This window comes from Thioclava sp. DLFJ4-1, assembly GCF_002020145.1.
Taxonomy (GTDB): Bacteria; Pseudomonadota; Alphaproteobacteria; order Rhodobacterales; family Rhodobacteraceae; genus Thioclava; species Thioclava sediminum.
In genome coordinates this window covers 308,316-323,047 of sequence record NZ_MPZT01000005.1, presented here as the reverse complement: position 1 = coordinate 323,047, position 14,732 = coordinate 308,316, and the positions used below count along the sequence as shown (strand labels likewise).

Annotated in this window: 16 protein-coding genes; 5 read left to right on the top strand and 11 right to left on the bottom strand. The window is 64.9% G+C overall.

Annotation, left to right across the window (positions count from 1 at the left end; translation table 11 throughout):
* The first annotated feature begins 47 nt into the window (after positions 1-47).
* From BMI85_RS16935 to BMI85_RS16920, 4 genes are read left to right on the top strand one after another with little or no spacing between them, the layout of a single operon-like run.
* Positions 48-584 (top strand): flagellar basal body-associated FliL family protein, encoded by a 537-nt coding sequence (locus tag BMI85_RS16935; RefSeq protein WP_078602104.1) that lies wholly within the window; start codon positions 48-50, stop codon positions 582-584.
* 2 nt (positions 585-586) lie between these two features.
* Positions 587-1,540 (top strand): FliM/FliN family flagellar motor switch protein, encoded by a 954-nt coding sequence (locus BMI85_RS16930; RefSeq protein ID WP_078602103.1) that lies wholly within the window; start codon positions 587-589, stop codon positions 1,538-1,540.
* Entirely contained in the window at positions 1,524-1,901 is a 378-nt protein-coding gene (locus BMI85_RS16925) for a hypothetical protein (protein ID WP_078602213.1), read from the top strand. The genes BMI85_RS16930 and BMI85_RS16925 overlap by 17 nt, the downstream gene beginning before the upstream one ends.
* On the top strand, positions 1,895-2,527 hold the full coding sequence (locus BMI85_RS16920) for a hypothetical protein (RefSeq protein ID WP_078602102.1): 633 nt from the start codon (positions 1,895-1,897) through the stop codon (positions 2,525-2,527). Before BMI85_RS16925 ends, BMI85_RS16920 begins: the two co-directional genes overlap by 7 nt.
* A 76-nt stretch (positions 2,528-2,603) precedes the next feature.
* On the opposite strand, the gene flhB is transcribed toward BMI85_RS16920, so the two are convergent.
* Genes flhB through BMI85_RS16880 form a run of 8 tightly spaced genes read right to left on the bottom strand, consistent with a single transcriptional unit; the run spans position 2,604 to position 8,861 of the window.
* The gene (gene flhB / locus BMI85_RS16915; protein WP_246832585.1) at positions 2,604-3,737 is read right to left on the bottom strand and encodes a flagellar biosynthesis protein FlhB; all 1,134 of its coding nucleotides are present in this window, start codon (positions 3,735-3,737) and stop codon (positions 2,604-2,606) included.
* Positions 3,738-3,747: 10 nt separating this feature from the next.
* On the bottom strand, positions 3,748-4,509 hold the full coding sequence (locus BMI85_RS16910; RefSeq protein WP_246832584.1) for a flagellar biosynthetic protein FliR: 762 nt from the start codon (positions 4,507-4,509) through the stop codon (positions 3,748-3,750).
* Positions 4,510-4,512: 3 nt separating this feature from the next.
* Positions 4,513-6,603 (bottom strand): flagellar biosynthesis protein FlhA, encoded by a 2,091-nt coding sequence (gene flhA, locus BMI85_RS16905; protein ID WP_078602100.1) that lies wholly within the window; start codon positions 6,601-6,603, stop codon positions 4,513-4,515.
* Positions 6,604-6,610: 7 nt separating this feature from the next.
* Positions 6,611-7,423 carry a transglycosylase SLT domain-containing protein gene (locus BMI85_RS16900; RefSeq protein ID WP_078602099.1) on the bottom strand — a complete coding sequence of 271 codons (813 nt, stop codon included), beginning with the start codon at positions 7,421-7,423 and terminating at the stop codon, positions 6,611-6,613.
* Positions 7,423-7,692 (bottom strand): flagellar biosynthesis protein FliQ, encoded by a 270-nt coding sequence (gene fliQ / locus BMI85_RS16895; protein ID WP_078521954.1) that lies wholly within the window; start codon positions 7,690-7,692, stop codon positions 7,423-7,425. The genes BMI85_RS16900 and fliQ overlap by 1 nt, the downstream gene beginning before the upstream one ends.
* A gap of 16 nt (positions 7,693-7,708) precedes the next feature.
* Positions 7,709-8,029 carry a flagellar hook-basal body complex protein FliE gene (locus BMI85_RS16890; protein WP_078602098.1) on the bottom strand — a complete coding sequence of 107 codons (321 nt, stop codon included), beginning with the start codon at positions 8,027-8,029 and terminating at the stop codon, positions 7,709-7,711.
* Between the two features lie 7 nt (positions 8,030-8,036).
* Positions 8,037-8,447, bottom strand: coding sequence for a flagellar basal body rod protein FlgC (gene flgC, locus BMI85_RS16885; RefSeq protein ID WP_078602211.1), 411 nt, complete (start codon positions 8,445-8,447; stop codon positions 8,037-8,039).
* A gap of 21 nt (positions 8,448-8,468) precedes the next feature.
* Complete coding sequence (locus BMI85_RS16880; RefSeq protein WP_246832583.1) at positions 8,469-8,861, bottom strand: flagellar basal body protein; 393 nt, start codon at positions 8,859-8,861, stop codon at positions 8,469-8,471.
* A 65-nt stretch (positions 8,862-8,926) separates the two neighbouring features.
* On the opposite strand from BMI85_RS16880, the gene BMI85_RS16875 reads away from it, so the two are divergent.
* Entirely contained in the window at positions 8,927-10,276 is a 1,350-nt protein-coding gene (locus BMI85_RS16875; protein ID WP_210402372.1) for a FliI/YscN family ATPase, read from the top strand.
* A gap of 21 nt (positions 10,277-10,297) precedes the next feature.
* Here the strand turns inward: BMI85_RS16875 and BMI85_RS16870 are convergent, their stop codons facing one another.
* The 3 genes from BMI85_RS16870 to BMI85_RS16860 are packed head-to-tail and all read right to left on the bottom strand — an operon-like array spanning position 10,298 to position 14,637.
* Positions 10,298-12,154 (bottom strand): hypothetical protein, encoded by a 1,857-nt coding sequence (locus BMI85_RS16870; RefSeq protein ID WP_078602096.1) that lies wholly within the window; start codon positions 12,152-12,154, stop codon positions 10,298-10,300.
* Positions 12,151-13,497 carry an FkbM family methyltransferase gene (locus tag BMI85_RS16865; RefSeq protein ID WP_078602095.1) on the bottom strand — a complete coding sequence of 449 codons (1,347 nt, stop codon included), beginning with the start codon at positions 13,495-13,497 and terminating at the stop codon, positions 12,151-12,153. The genes BMI85_RS16870 and BMI85_RS16865 overlap by 4 nt, the downstream gene beginning before the upstream one ends.
* A gap of 3 nt (positions 13,498-13,500) precedes the next feature.
* Positions 13,501-14,637 (bottom strand): hypothetical protein, encoded by a 1,137-nt coding sequence (locus BMI85_RS16860; RefSeq protein ID WP_078602094.1) that lies wholly within the window; start codon positions 14,635-14,637, stop codon positions 13,501-13,503.
* Positions 14,638-14,732: the final 95 nt, after the last annotated feature.

Here is a 14,732-nt window from a genome sequence, read left to right as displayed (position 1 = left end):
AGATCGGGTTTTATCTTTAAATTCGACAAAGAGAGGCGCGATAGCCGATGATTGATGCGGCCATTGATAAAGAAGAGGTTGCCGAGGCGCCCGAAACGCGCTGGCGGGCCTTGCGCGACCATAAGCGTCTCGTCATGGCGGCGGGAGCGCTCGCGGTCGTGGCGATGTTCTGCGGTGGCTTCGTGGCCTTCGGCGGTGTCTCGGCGCTCACCGGGGGCAGCGCGGCGGATTCGGCCGGGCATGGCGCCTCGGGCGCAGCTGGCGCGGATGCGCTGCTGGATTTCGACGACATCGTGGTGAACATCACCGAGACGACCGCAGACGGCACACCCGCTGCGCGCTACCTCAAGATTCACCTCGCGCTAGTCTATCCCGATTCGCCGGATGCCGAGGCCAAGGTGGCCGAGAAGAAGCCCTTCATCCGCGACACTTTTACCGGGTTCCTGCGTCAGATGACGGTCGAGGATCTGCGCGGCAGCATCGGCCTCATCAAGCTCAAGGCGGAACTGCTCAAGCGCGCCCGCGCGGTCGTGGGCAATGACACGCCGAGCGAAATTCTCATCAGCGATCTCGTGGTGCAGTGACGATGGCGGAACAGGCGGACATGGCGATGGCGGCCACGACGACGGCAGAGGTCGAAGACGAGATCATCCGCATGTCGATGCTCAATTACGAGCGTCTGCCGATGTTGGACGTGATCTTCGAGCGCTTCGTTCTGTCCTTCTCCAGCTCGCTCAAATCTCTGACCGGCTCGGTGCTGGACGTGACGCTGGGCGAGGTCGAATACCTGCCCTTTGCCGACGCGATGAAAAGCCTGCCCAAGCATGGTTTGATCGCGGTTGCGCAGGCCGACCCTTGGGATGACCAGTTTATCCTTTCGCAGGATCCGGTCTTCCTGTTCTCCGCGCTCGAACTGATGCTGGGCGGACAGCCGTCGGGCCGGGCGAAGGATGCCAAGCATGGTTTCACCACGATCGAGCGCCGGATGGGCGAGCAGGTCGCCGAACGTATCCTTGCCGATATGGCGGTGGGTTTCCGGCAGATTTGCGAGGTTTCCTTCCAGGTCGACCGGATGGAGAGCAATCCGCAATTCGCCAATATCGCCCAGCCCAACAGCCCCACGGTCCGCGTGCCGCTCAAGGTCAGTCTCGAGGGCTATGATGGCGAGGTCCACCTGATCCTCCCCTATGCCACACTCGAGCCGGTGCGCCCGTTGCTCACGAAGATCTTCTTCGGGGATCGGCTCGGCGCGGACAGCTCGTGGCGCACGCAGCTGAAACAGAAGATCGAAGGGTCTTCGGTGGCGCTTACCGCGCAGCTGCACGAGCTGGTGGTGCCGATGCGCGAAATCCTGGACTGGAAAGTGGGCGACACGCTCGATCTCGGGATCGACGACAGCCATCCGGTCCTGTTGCTCTGTGCCGGGAGCCCGGTTCTCGAAGGCGAAATGGGCAAGAAGCAAAACGGGTCGATGGCACTGAAGGTGACCGCGAACCTCATGGGAAAGGACGAGTGGAGCAATGATGTCGATGCTGATTAACGCGATTATTCTCGTGTCTCTTGCCGGGCTGATGGCCTATGGCGTGGTCATCACGCGGCGGGTGAAAAAGCTCATGCTCGTGCTCGAAGAGATGGAGCCGCTGGTCGTGGCTTTCTCCGCAGCCGTGGACAAGTCGCAACTCTCCGTCGAAGAGATGAAGGACGCGGTCGCCGAGGCGCAGAAAGCGCCCGCGCCCGAACCGGCAGCCGCGCAAGAGGCCGCGCCCGCCCTGACCTTCAACTCGCGCCGCGCCGCGCCGAAAGCGCCGATGGGGCTGACCCGGGTGACCGGCAAGGCCGAACTGGTCAAAAGCTTCTTCGAGCAGACCCGCGTGCGCCGGGAGGCGCAGGGCCAATGGTGAAGAACCGCCCCCTTCAGGTTCTCGTCGGCGTTTTGCTGCTCTCTGGCGGTGCGAAACTCGCGACCAGCCTTCCCTCCGACATGATCCCTTTCCCGGATTCGCTGTTGCAGGCCGCGCTCGCAAGCGGGGCGGAAAAGGACGCCGCCGCGACGCCGGCGAGCAATGCCTCCGCCGATGCGACCGGCGGCTGCGGCCCGACGCCGGAAGAGCTGTTGATGTCCGTGCGGCAGGAGCGCGACCTCCTCGCCGAGCAGAAGAAGAAACTAGACGCCCGCAGCGCCGAGATCGAGCTTGCCAAGCAGGGTCTCGACACCCAGTCGCAGCATCTGACCGAGTTGAAGGACAAGGTGACCAAGCTGCTCGACAAGGTCGACAAATCGCATAGCGACGACGTCGATCGCCTCGTGTCGATCTACAAGAACATGAAGCCCGCGGCGGCGGCGTCGATCATGAACGACCTCGATATCGAGGTGACGGTCATGGTGCTGGCCACGATGAAGGAGCGCGAGGTCGCCCCGATCATGGCCGAGATGAACCCGGTGCGCGCGCGGGCGGTCTCCAAGATCATTCTCGAGCGCTCGAAGCTGCCGGGCGACCAGAAGCTGGTCAACGTCAAGCTCAACTGATCCGCGCGGGCGTCATGGCCGTGCCGCGCGGCGCAGGTGTTGCTGATTGGGGAAAGGGGGCGCGCAGCCCCCTTTTTTAGTCTTCGTCGACCCGCAACACCGAGCCTTTCGGCGGCGCGCGCCGGATGTTGCGGCGCAGGTCCATGACGTAGCCGATGATCTCCGCGACCGCCTGCCAATGCTCGACCGGTACCGTGTCATCCACTTCGATCGTGGCGTGAAGCGTGCGGGCGAGGGGCTTGTTCTCGACGATCGGCACCTCGTTCTCGCGCGCGATCTGGCGGATGCGCGCGGCCACCGCATCGGCCCCTTTGGCGACGCAAACAGGGGCGGCGTCGCTGCCCTGTTCGTATTTCAGCGCCACGGCGTAATGCGTCGGGTTGGTCACGATCACGCTCGCGGTCGGCACCGCCTGCGCCATGCGTTGACGGGCCCGCTGGCGCGCGATCTCGGCGCGGCGGCCCTTGATCTGCGGATCGCCCTCGGAATCCTTCATCTCGTCACGGATTTCCTTGAGCGACATGCGCAGCTTTCGCCGCCATTCGAACCGCTTCCAGATGATATCGCCGATGGTGATCGGCACGAGAAACACCATCGCCGCGCTCAGAAGCCAGCTCGCCCAATGGGCCGCGTAGCTGGGGATATGCTCTGGCAGGAAATTCTCGCCCTGCCAGATCCCGGTGACCGCGCGTTTGGCGACCCAGAGCGCGAGCGCGCCGATGACGAGAACCTTGGTGATGCTTTTCGCGAACTCGACCAGCGCGCCGGGCGAGAACATCTTCTTGAGCCCCCCGAGCGGCGAGAGCTTCGACAGTTTCGGCTTCATGCGCTCGGACGAGACCACGGTTTCGCCCTGGATCAACACGCCGAAAACCGCGGCCAGAAGCATCACGCCGAAGATCGGGGCGGCCCATCCCGCGATCTCGCCGAAAAGCAGGCTGAGGATGTCGCCGATGTCGCGCGCGCCTGCCGACCCCTGGCCGATCTTCACCTGGCCCGCCCCGGCGAAGACCTGACCGAGCGATGTCATTGCCCGGCCCGCGACGACCGGGAGGACGAACACCACGATCATCAGCAATGAGAAGACCGACATCATGTTGCCGGTCTCGCGCGAGGAGGGCACATCGCCTTTCTCGCGCGCCGATTTCAGCCGCTTGTCTGTCGGCTCTTCGGTCTTGGAAGATTTGTCCTGTTCGTCGCCTTCGGCCACGGCGCACTCCTTAGGGTATGACGAAAGTGCCGAGCCAGTCGGTGAACTGGCCGAGGAAGACATGCAGCATGCTGGGCGAGGCCGCCGCGAGGATCAGCAGGCCCGACGCGATCAGCGCGGGCGCTGCGACGAAGAAGACCGGCAGCGCGGGCATCATCCGGTTCGCAAGCCCCATCCCGAGATTGAAGATCAGCCCCATGACGAAGAACGGCGCCGCGATCGCCGCCCCGATATAGAGGCTGGCCGACGCAGCTTTGACGATCTGCTTCGCCATGTCGCCCAGCAGAAGCGTGCCCGGCGGGAAGACGTCGTAGGAATAGAGCAGCGCACGGATGATGACGTGATGCGTATTCGTGACGAAGATCAGCGCAACGCCGGAGATCAGCAAGAAGCTCGCGATCATGGTGGAGCCCTCGAACGATCCGAGGCTGGGCGCGAAAGCATTGGCGAGGCCCGAGACCTGACCAGCCTGATGGCCCGCGAATTGCAGCGCGCTGAACAGCACCCGCGCGGTCAGCCCGATCCAGAGGCCCGTCGTGACCTCGAGGCCAAGGTAGACCGCGAATGTCACGAGATTGTCGGGCTGCATCGGCATCACCGGCGTGGCGGGATAAAGCGCGAGGCTGAACACCACCGCCATCGCCAGACGGCTGCGGGTCGGCACCTGCATCTCGCCGAAGCCCGGCATGAACATCAGCGCGCTGCCCAGCCGGGCAAAGACGAAGAGATAGCCGAAGAGCTGTCCGTCGAGAAATGCGCTCAGCCCGCTCACCCCTCAGACCCCGATCGTCCCGACCGTCTTCATCGCGGCCTTCCGGTGCACCTCGTTATGCGAGATCACCTGCGTCATCGGGCTCACGCGTTCGAGCATCGAGCGGACGTAGCCACGCACTTCCGGCGCGACCATCAGCGCGGGCCATTCGTCGCGTGCCGCGTGGCGCTGGATTTCCTGCCGCGCTTCCAGCACGAATTCCTGCACGCGCTGCGGCGACATCAGGAAGGTCCGCTCCTTGCCGTTGATCTTCACCGCCTCGCCGAATTCATGCTCCCACGCGCCCGACATGGTCAGCACCGGCACGAAGCCCGAACCATCCGCAAGCGCGCGGCAGATCTGGTTCGCAAGGCGCGCACGGACCCGCTCGGTGATCACGGCGGGATTGGTGCTCGACGGCGCGGCCTCGGCCACCGCCTCGATGATCAGCGGCAGATTGCGGATCGAAATGCGCTCGGCCAGCAGCGATTGCAGCACCTGTTGCAGCAGGATTTCCGGCGCGGAGTTGGAAATATCGCTCGCGAGTTTCTGGTAGTCGCGGTCCAGCTCGGCCAGAAGCTTCTTCACCGCGCCATAGGTGAGCAGTTCGGACATATGCTCCTTGATGATCTCGGTGAGGTGGGTGGTGATCACGCTCTCGGGGTCGACGACCGTATGGCCCTGCTGTTCGGCCTCGGAGGCGCGCGCCGGGTCGATCCAGACCGCGCTCAGCCCGAAGGTGGGCTCCTTGATCCGCTCGCCGGGCAGCTTCACCTGATCGCCGGACGGGTCGATCACCATCACCAGATTGGGGCGCAGCTCGCCTTTCGCCGCTTCGACGCCCTGCACGAGGATCGAATAGCTGTTCGTCGGCAGCATCGGGTCGTCCTTGATGCGCACCGAGGGCAATACGAACCCGTAATCCTTCATGAAGAGGTTGCGCAGGCTTTTAACCTTGCCGGGCAGGGCGGCATCCATGCTCGAGATCAGCGGCACCAGTCCTGCGCCGAGGCTGAGGCGCAGCTCGTCGAGCTTGAGTTGCTGCTGCGTGGTCTCGGCCGAGGTCTCTTCCATCTGGGCCGCGCGGGCTTCCGCCGCCGCCGCGTCGCTGGCGCGCAGCGCGGCCTGCTCCTGCATCACGTAGCCCAGCCCGGCGAGCAGCCCGGCCAGCGCGAAAAACACCACGATGGGGAAGCCCGGCAGCAGCCCGATCCCGGCAAGAAGCACCGCCGCCATGTAGAGCGCCTTGGGGAAGTTCGACAGCTGCCCCAGCACCGCCTCGTTCGCTGCGCCTTCGGTGCCGCCTTTCGTGACGATCAGGCCCGCCGCCAGCGAGACCACCAGCGCCGGGATCTGCGTCACAAGCCCGTCGCCGATCGTCAGGACCGTGTAGTTGCCTGCCGCCTGAGAGACGCTCAGCCCGTGCTGGACGACGCCGATCAGAATCCCGCCCACGACATTGATCAGCGTGATGATGATCCCCGCCACCGCGTCGCCGCGCACGAATTTCGACGCACCGTCCATCGCGCCGAAGAAGCCGCTCTCGTCTTCCAGCTCCTTGCGGCGGCGCTTGGCCTCCACCTCGTCGATCAGCCCCGCGCCGAGATCGGCGTCGATCGCCATCTGCTTGCCCGGCATCGCATCGAGCGAGAAGCGCGCGGAGACCTCGGCGATCCGGGTCGAGCCCTTGGTGATGACGACGAAGTTGATCACCACGAGGATCGCGAAGATCACGATCCCGATCACGAAATCCCCGCCCACGATAAAGCGCGAGAACCCTTCGATGACGCCGCCCGCCGCGCCGGGCCCGGTATGGCCCTGGCTGAGAATGAGCCGCGTCGAGGAGATGTTGAGCGACAGCCGCAGCATCGTCACCACGAGCAGCAGCGTCGGGAAGGAGTTGAACTCCAGCGGCTTCGGGATCCACAGCGCCACCATCAGGATCAGCACCGACAGCGACAGCGAAATCGCGAGGCCGAAATCGAGGATGATCGGTGGCAGCGGGACGAACAGCATCCCGAGGATCAGCGTCACGCCAATCGCGAAGCCGATATCGCGGTTCTTGATACCAAGCCCTACGAGGTTCTTGCCGAAACTGGTCTGATTTTGGCTCATCCGTCGCTCAATTCGTTCGCGTGAAATTGGGAAGCACGGGTTGCAGGTCGTTGGTCGAATAGATCGACAGCCGCATGTCCTGATCCGCCGTAAGGTCAGCCGACCAGAAGACGGGAAGTTTCCGCGGCGTGGGGCGCGGCGAGGGGCTCGGCGCGGGCGCATCCACTGGGGTGGCCCCCGCAAGCTGGACGAAATAATCGCCACGTTTCTGCGCCACCGCGAGATTGCGCTTGAGCGCAGTCAGATAGGTCTGGCGCGCCTCTGGCGTGAAGGAGTGATACGAGCCCGCGGCAATCCACCAATCCCCCGTTCGCCGGTGCAGATCGACCAGAAACCGCGCGGCATAATCCACATTCGCCGCCGGATCGAAGGACTGCGCCAGCGAGTCGAAGGCGTCGGGGTGCCACTTGCGGTTCACCTGCATGCAGCCCGTGTCGATCGAGGTGACCCCCGCGGCCTGTTTCTGGTGCACCCACGCCATCGCGGCCTCGCGGCTGTCGAAAATCCGGCCCTCACCCGCGGCGTTGACGCTCCACGGCCAGACGGTCAGGCGCCCTTCGTTGCGAAACCCAGCCTCCTGCAGCCCGATCGCGAGCAGCAGGTTGTCGGGGATTCCGTAGCGGTCCTGCGCCGCGAAAATCTGGCGCAGGCATTGCTGGTCATTGCCGAAGGTGGAGGGGAGGGGCGTCGTTGCCTCGGGCACGCTCGGGCGGCTCGAGGTGTAGAACCCCGCCCAGCCTTCGGCCCGTGCCGGTCCTGTCGCGGCGAGGCTCGCAAGCGCGAGCGCGGCCAAGGGCCAGAACCACCCCACCTGCGCCATCACGCGGGCCCGTTCATGATGAGATCGAAGACGGTGTCCGACAGATGCGACAGCGTTGCGTAGATGAAGGGTAGGGCAAGCACGAGGCCGACGAAAATCGCGACGATCTTCGGCACGAAGGTCAACGTCATCTCCTGAACCTGCGTCAGTGCCTGAAAGATCGCGATGCCGAGCCCGACGATCAGCGCGAGCGCAAGAATAGGGCCGGCCCCCATAAGGATCGTCCAGATCGTGTCCGACATGATCGCATAGACATCGGCTTCTTCCATGTCGTCCCCGCCTGCCTCAGATCGGCATCCGCATGATTTCCTGATAGGCCTCGACCAGCTTGTCGCGCATCGCCACCGTGACCTTGACGGTGGACTCCATCGCCATGGTCGCCTCGACGACCTGCTGCGTGCTGGCCTGCCCGGTCAGACCTGCCTGCGCGGTCGTATCGGCCGCGCGCATCGTCTGCACCGCCTCTTCGGCGGCGCCTTTAAGCATGTCGCCGAAGCTCTGCCCGGCAGCTTTTGCTTCATGTGCGGAGGCCGGGCCGCCGCTCAGGCTGCGCGAGGCGCCATAGGCGCCCCGGATCGCTGCATTGGAGAGGACTGGATCGCTCATGCTTCACCTATTTCAGGAGGTCGATCATCTCGCGGCGCATCTGGCGGCCGGTCTCGAGCATGTTCAGGTTGGCTTCGTAGCTGCGCGCCGCTTCGCGCATGTTGCTCATCTCGATGATCGGATTGACGTTCGGCAGTTTCACGAAGCCCTCGGCATTCGCAGCCGGATGAGCAGGGTCGTATTTCAGCACGAAATCAGACGTGTCGCGCCCGACCTCGGTGACATCGACCATCGAGGCGCCCGAGGCGTCATCGACCAGCTCGCCGAAGGAGATGGTCTTGCGGCGATACGGATCCGCGCCCGGCGTCGAGCCGGTCGAATCCGCGTTGGCCACGTTTTCGGAGACGACCTTCAGCCGCTCCCCCTGCGCCCGCAACCCGCTTGCCGCGATCGCACCGATTGATTTCAGAGGGTCCATGCTCATGGTCGTCTCCGCTCGTTATTCCTTGCCGCTGGCGGCATTGAGAAGTTGATAGGCCTTGCGATAGAGATTCGCCGCCAGCCGGTATTGATCGGCATTCTCGCTCGCCATCACGGATTGCTGCTCCAGCGCCACGTCGTTGCCGTCGAGGCTGCTGTCCCACGCGCCGCTGCCGCCCACGGTTTCGACCGTGGTTTCGTGCAGCGGGCCGCCCGCCGAGCGGTTCGCGTCGCTCTTCTCGAGGAAGCTCTGGAAGTCGGTCACATCCCGCGCGCGATAATTCGGCGTGTCGGCGTTGGCGATGTTCTCGGCCAGCACCTTCTGGCGGGCCGCAAGCCAATGCATCCGATCCGAGGCGAGGTTAAAAAAGGATATCGTATCAAGTTTCACGTTGGATCGCTCCGTTTTCATGGATAGTATATCGGTATGAGAATGGATTGGTAGGGTTTACCCTTGTGAATACGATTTTTTCTTCCTTGAATTATGCGGTTGATGAGGCCGACGAGGCAAGAATTGTCGGTCATGTCCATTCGGTGACCGGCCTGTCGCTGACTGTCGTCGGGCTCGAGCGCGCGATGGGAATCGGTCAGCGGTGCATCGTGCACGGTCGGCGCGGCCCGGTGCTGGCCGAGGCGGTCGGGTTGAACGAGGCCGGAACCCGCGTTCTGCCGTTCGGCAGCTGGGATGGCGTCTCGGTGGGGGATCGGGTCGAGCTCGACCAGCACGGCGATCTGATCCATCCCGATGAAAGCTGGATCGGTCAGGTCGTAGATGCGCTGGGCCGCCCGGTGCGCAGCGGCACCGGCTGGACCCCTGGCGAGACGGCGCGCGACCTCAAGGCCGCCCCGCCGCGCGCTTTCGACCGCAAGCGGGTCGGCGCGAAGCTGGAGACGCAGATCAAGGTTTTCGATATCTTCACCCCGATCTGCCGGGGCCAGCGCATGGGCGTCTTCGCGGGCTCTGGCGTCGGGAAATCGACGCTGATGGCGATGCTTGCGCGCAATACCGATACGGATGTGATCGTGATCGGTCTGGTGGGCGAGCGCGGCCGCGAGGTGCAGGACTTCATCCAGAACGATCTCGGCCCCGAGGGCATGGCCCGCGCGGTCGTCGTCGTGGCGACCGGCGATGAGCCGCCCTTGCTGCGCCGTCAGGCGGCATGGACCGCGACCGCCGTGGCCGAGCATTTCCGCGATCAGGGCAAGCAAGTGCTGCTGCTGATCGATTCCGTTACCCGCTTCGCAATGGCGCAGCGCGAGATCGGTCTCTCCGGGGGCGAGCCGCCGACCACTCGGGGCTACCCGCCGACCGTCTTTGCCGAGCTGCCGCATCTGCTGGAACGGGCCGGCCCCGGCGTCGAAGGGACGGGCGACATCACCGGGCTCTACACGGTTCTGGTGGATGGCGACGACATGAACGAGCCCATCGCCGACACCGTGCGCGGGATCGTGGACGGCCATATCGTGTTGGATCGTCACATTGCCGAGCAGGACCGCTACCCGGCGGTGAACGTGCAGAAAAGCATCTCGCGGATGCTGCCCGACTGCCATACCGATGCCGAGTATCGCATCATGCAGGCGGCCCGGCGTGCGCTGGGGAAATATGCGGATATGGAGGATCTGATCCGGGTGGGCGCCTATCGCCCCGGCGCCGATCCCGACACCGATGCCGCGATCCGGTTCCACCAAAGCGCGACGGTGTTCTTCTCGCAGCGGAAATCGGAGCAGCTTGGGTCGATGCGGGCCTTCGCGGAAACCTACAGGCTGCTACTGGAGGCGGGGTTCGACGTGCCGCTTCCCGAAGAAGTGGATGGCGAGGGCGCGTAAGCCCTCGGTCCTGAGCGCCCCTTAAAGCGCGGCGATCTCGGAGAGCGGACCACTCCAGTCGCCAAGTTGCGTCTGGCGATGAAGCCGCAGGTTGCCATACCAGCGATCGGGGCTTCCGTGACGCCCCCAATACCACATGCAAGCCGCCCCTTTCGGGATCAGCACATGGCTGTCGGGATGCCCCAATGCGCCGCAGACATGGGCGGTGGTGTTGTCGATGCTCACCACCCGGTCGAGCGCCATGATCTGTGCCGCGAACCCGTCGAGATTTGCGAGCTGGTCGATCTCTGGATCGTCGAAAAGCGTCAGATCGGGGCGGGTGCGGGCGGCCTGTGCGAGCTCCGCTTCCCGCGCGCCGTATTGCAGGTTCACCACCAGCGCACCCTCGGGCAGCGACGTCAGCAGGGTCTCGAGCGCGAGGGAGCGATGCGCGCCGGTGATCGGATCGCTGCTATGCCAGGCGATGCCCACGACCGGGCCGCCTTGCGCCATCTCGCGGTAGCGGGCGCGGATCGTCTCGACCCGCGCGGCATCCGCGCGCAGATAGCCGCCCAGCGGCTGTTCCGCGAGCGCCTCGACGCTGAGATAGCGCACCAGATCGCCCACGAAGATCATCTCTTCCGGCGCGACGTTCATCTTGTCGACCTCGGTGGTCTCCGCGAAATCGACGCCAAGGCCGCAGCGCTCGATCAGCGGCTTCATCCTTGCCTCGCCCACGAAAGTCACCTTCGCCCCAGGGGGGAGGGGGGCTCGGTCGATGATCGGCAGCAGCGCAAGCTGATCGCCGATCCCCTGCTCGTCGACCAGAAAGAGACGCTCGCGCCCGGTGAGGCGATCGGGTTCGGAGTTCTCGTAGGGAATACGGCGGCGGTTCGCCTCGGGTTGACGTCCCGCGTAGTAAGGCGCGCCGCCAGCGAAATCGCCCTGTCCCATCAGGAAAGTGCCATAGGCGCGCTTCACCCAGAGCCCGCCGCCATCGACAAGATGCAGCGCCTCCCGGAAGGCAATATGCGCCTCATGGAACGCCTCGCGGTCGAGGTGGCAATTGGCGGAAAACCCGAGGGCGCGCTGAAACTGGGCCGGATCCTGGAAGCGATGCGAGAGGGTTTCGAGCGCGCGCGGGATGTCACCCAGCGCCCGCAGCGCGGCCATGCGCAGGGTCACGACGTCGTCTCGATGCGCGTTCGTTTCCTCAAGTTCGGACAGCAAGGCGTCGGCTCCGGCGATGAGGCCCTGATAGTCCTGCCGGAAGAGTTTCGCCTTGAGCAGGCCGATCCGGTTGGAAAGCGGCTGCGGGGCGAGACGCGCGGCTTCCTCGTAGGCGGGCGCGGCCTCGGCGTTGCTTTCGCCGGAGGCAAAGGCATCGGCGGTGATGAGCCACATCTCGGCCGTTTTCATGCGTTGCGCCATCTTGCGCAGATTTCGTCCGGCCGTGGTCGAGCGATCGAGCCGCCCCATCAGGTCGGCATAAAGGCGGGCCATCGGAACGTCTTCGCTGCCACGCTCGATCGCCTGTGCGAACAGATCGATGGCCGCGAAGATGTCGGCCTTCAGAACCCGCGCTTTGCCCAGCCCCGCCAAACCCATCGCATCGGTGGGCGCGATCAGCAGCGCGCGGTCAAAGAATTGCACTGCCGCCTCGGCCTCGCGGCGATCCAGCGCTACGGTGCCCAACACGAGCCACGGGTGGCGGTTGGCCGGGTGCGTCTGGCAGACCTCATGCGCCAACCGCGCGGCTTTTGGGCCATCGGCTTCAGCCAGCGCCTCATAGGCTTTGTGCATGGTCAGCGCCGCGGCGCCGTCCGCGATACCATAATACTTCGAGGCCTTGGCCGCCCGGGCGCGCCGGTCTCTGCGCGAGAGGGTTGTCTGGGTCATGCGCGTTCCCTCGGAATGGCGAAGTAGTCGATCGAGTGGACGTAGAACACGCTGTCGATCAGCACGTAGTCATGCGCGCGGCACCACTCCTGCGCGAAGGCGAGGAGGTTGTCGCGGCGGGTCTCGACCCAGATCAGCGGGCGGTCGCGCGCGATCAGCCCCTCGGCCCCGGCGAGCACATCGAGCTCCATCCCCTCGGCGTCGATCTTTAGGAAATCGGCGCGGGCATCGGTCATCAGCGCGTCCAGCGTCACGACCTTCAACTCGCCCGCCTCGTCGGCGACCAGTGTCGTGGCCCCGAGGTTGTTTTCCTCCGTCGTCTCTGCGCGGAAACTGCCTTCCGCGCGTCCGACGCCGAAGCCCATCCCGCGCCGGTCGATCAGGTCTTCGATCCCGTTTGCGGCGATATTGCCGTCCAGAAGCGTCAGCGCCGCGGGGTTCGGCTCCACCGGATAGATGCGCGCCGGGTCCAGATGCTGCGCGTACCAGACGACGTGGTTGCCGATATTCGCGCCGACCTCGACGATATGCGGGTGCGCCACGCCGATCAGATCGCGCAGCTTTTCGAGCGAGCTATCCTCGAAGAACCGCCCCTGCAGATGGGTGTTCTGGATGATGTCGAGCGGATTGGTGATCTGCATCTTCGCAGCCACGCCCCGATGTTCGAGCTGCGCCCAAACCGGATCGCGTTCGACCGCGTCGGCCCACATCCCCTCGACTTGTCGGGCCCAATCGGCCCCCGTCGCAGAGCGCGGACCGGTGGAGTGTTGATCGCGGCGATTGACGAAGAAGATCTCGGGGCGTTTCGCGCAATGCCCAGTCTGCCAGAGCTGCAGGTAGAGCTTGTAATCCTCGCCCGTATCCATCGCTTCATCGAAGCCGAAGCGCGCCACCAGTTCGGTGCGAATGAAGGCGCCGATCTGGACCGCGAAGAAGGGCGGGGTGGCGAGAAACTCCGCATAGGTCGAAATCTCGACCGGTTGACCGTCGCGCAGTTGCGGCTCGCCCGCCGCGTCGAATTCGCAGATCAGACCCCAAAGCGCGTCGAGATCAGGCTCCTCGGTAAGGCGCGCGCCGAAAGCCTCGAAGGCGTTCGGGGTCAGCACGTCATCCGCATCGAGGAAGAAGATCCACGCGACTCCCGCCTCCTGCGCCTGCCGGATCGCGGCGTTGCGGCGCGCAGACCGACCGTGCAGCCCTTGCGTGTCGTCCATCGCGTAGTGATGGATCTGATCGAACGGGCCCTTGGAAAAGCCGATCGCGGTCTCGACGGAAGGCGCACAGCTCTCTTCGAACAGCGCGCGGTGGCCGGGGCCGATGGGGGTGATGATGGCGCAATCCATGGCTCAGCGCTCCTCGCCGGTTTGGTCGTCCGCAAGCGACTGGAAGACGGATTCGCGGATCGTATCGAGCGAGACCTTCCGCGCCTCGCCGTGGCTGAGCGCGGGCGTCAGGCCAAGTTGCAGCGCCAGCGCCGAGAAGAAGAGCAGCGCCGCACCACCCAGCATCGTGCGCATCTGCGGCTTCGCGCCCGCGCGTTTCACCGGGAGCTTGCCGGTGGCCTCGCGCGGCGGGGCGGCGAGGGGGGCAGCCTGCGGCTTCGCGGCTTCGGGCGCGATGAAGATGAAGTGGTCGAGCGCGGTCAGTCGCGCCGAAAGCGGGGTCCGCCGCAGGGTCGCAAGAAGCGAGGCGGGGAAATGGTCTACGGGGGCGTGAATCTGACCGGGCATGGCGGTCGCGCCCTGCCGCGCCAGTTCGGCGACCGGAATGGCGAAGCTGTGCAGATCGTCCCGGAAATAGACGTCCCGCACCCCGAAGCTTTGCGCATCGGCGCCGGCGTCTTCGATGGAAATGCGCACGGTGTCGCCCCTGAGGCTAATTTCGCAAGTCGCCATCAGCGCCTCGGCCCGGTGCGTATCGCTCAACCGCCGGAAGCCGGGCGGGCCGCCATCCTCGCCGGTGGCGCGCGCGGCTTCCGCGGTGGCACGTGGCGGGGACGCGGCGATCTTGCTCGCGGGCGCCGTCGTCTTGGATTGTTCCGGGTTCAGCTCCGACAGAAGCCGCTCCACCTCGCGCATCGCGGGCGAGACCGAGGCCGATTTCGCATCGGTCAGCGCTTCCGGATCGAGACCTTCATCGGCGGCATAGGCGAAATTGATCGCGTAATCGCGCGCGATCTCGGGCAGATCGTCGGTCTCATGCACGAGCGAGAGGATCTTTTGCTCGTCGGAAAACAGCATCCGCCGGGTGCGATACCCGTCGATCTTCGGAATGACGCTGAACTCATCCGTCCGCCAGTTCATCGAACGCGCGAGTCGGGGCAGGACGCGTTCGGCCTCGCTCGCATGAAAGACGAGCATTGCGCAGCCGCCTTCCGGGTCGAGCCCCACGGCCAGACACATCTGCTGCGGCCATTGCTGGAACAGATGGCGCAGGTCCTGCTCTTCGAGCAGAAAGGCTATGGCTTCCGCGCTGGCGCTCATGAAATGCCCTGAATGCAAGATCCGTGTTGAAATGAGCCTATCTATTCATGAATAGCCGGTCAAGTTTCCTTGTTAAGCCTGCGAAATCTTAAATT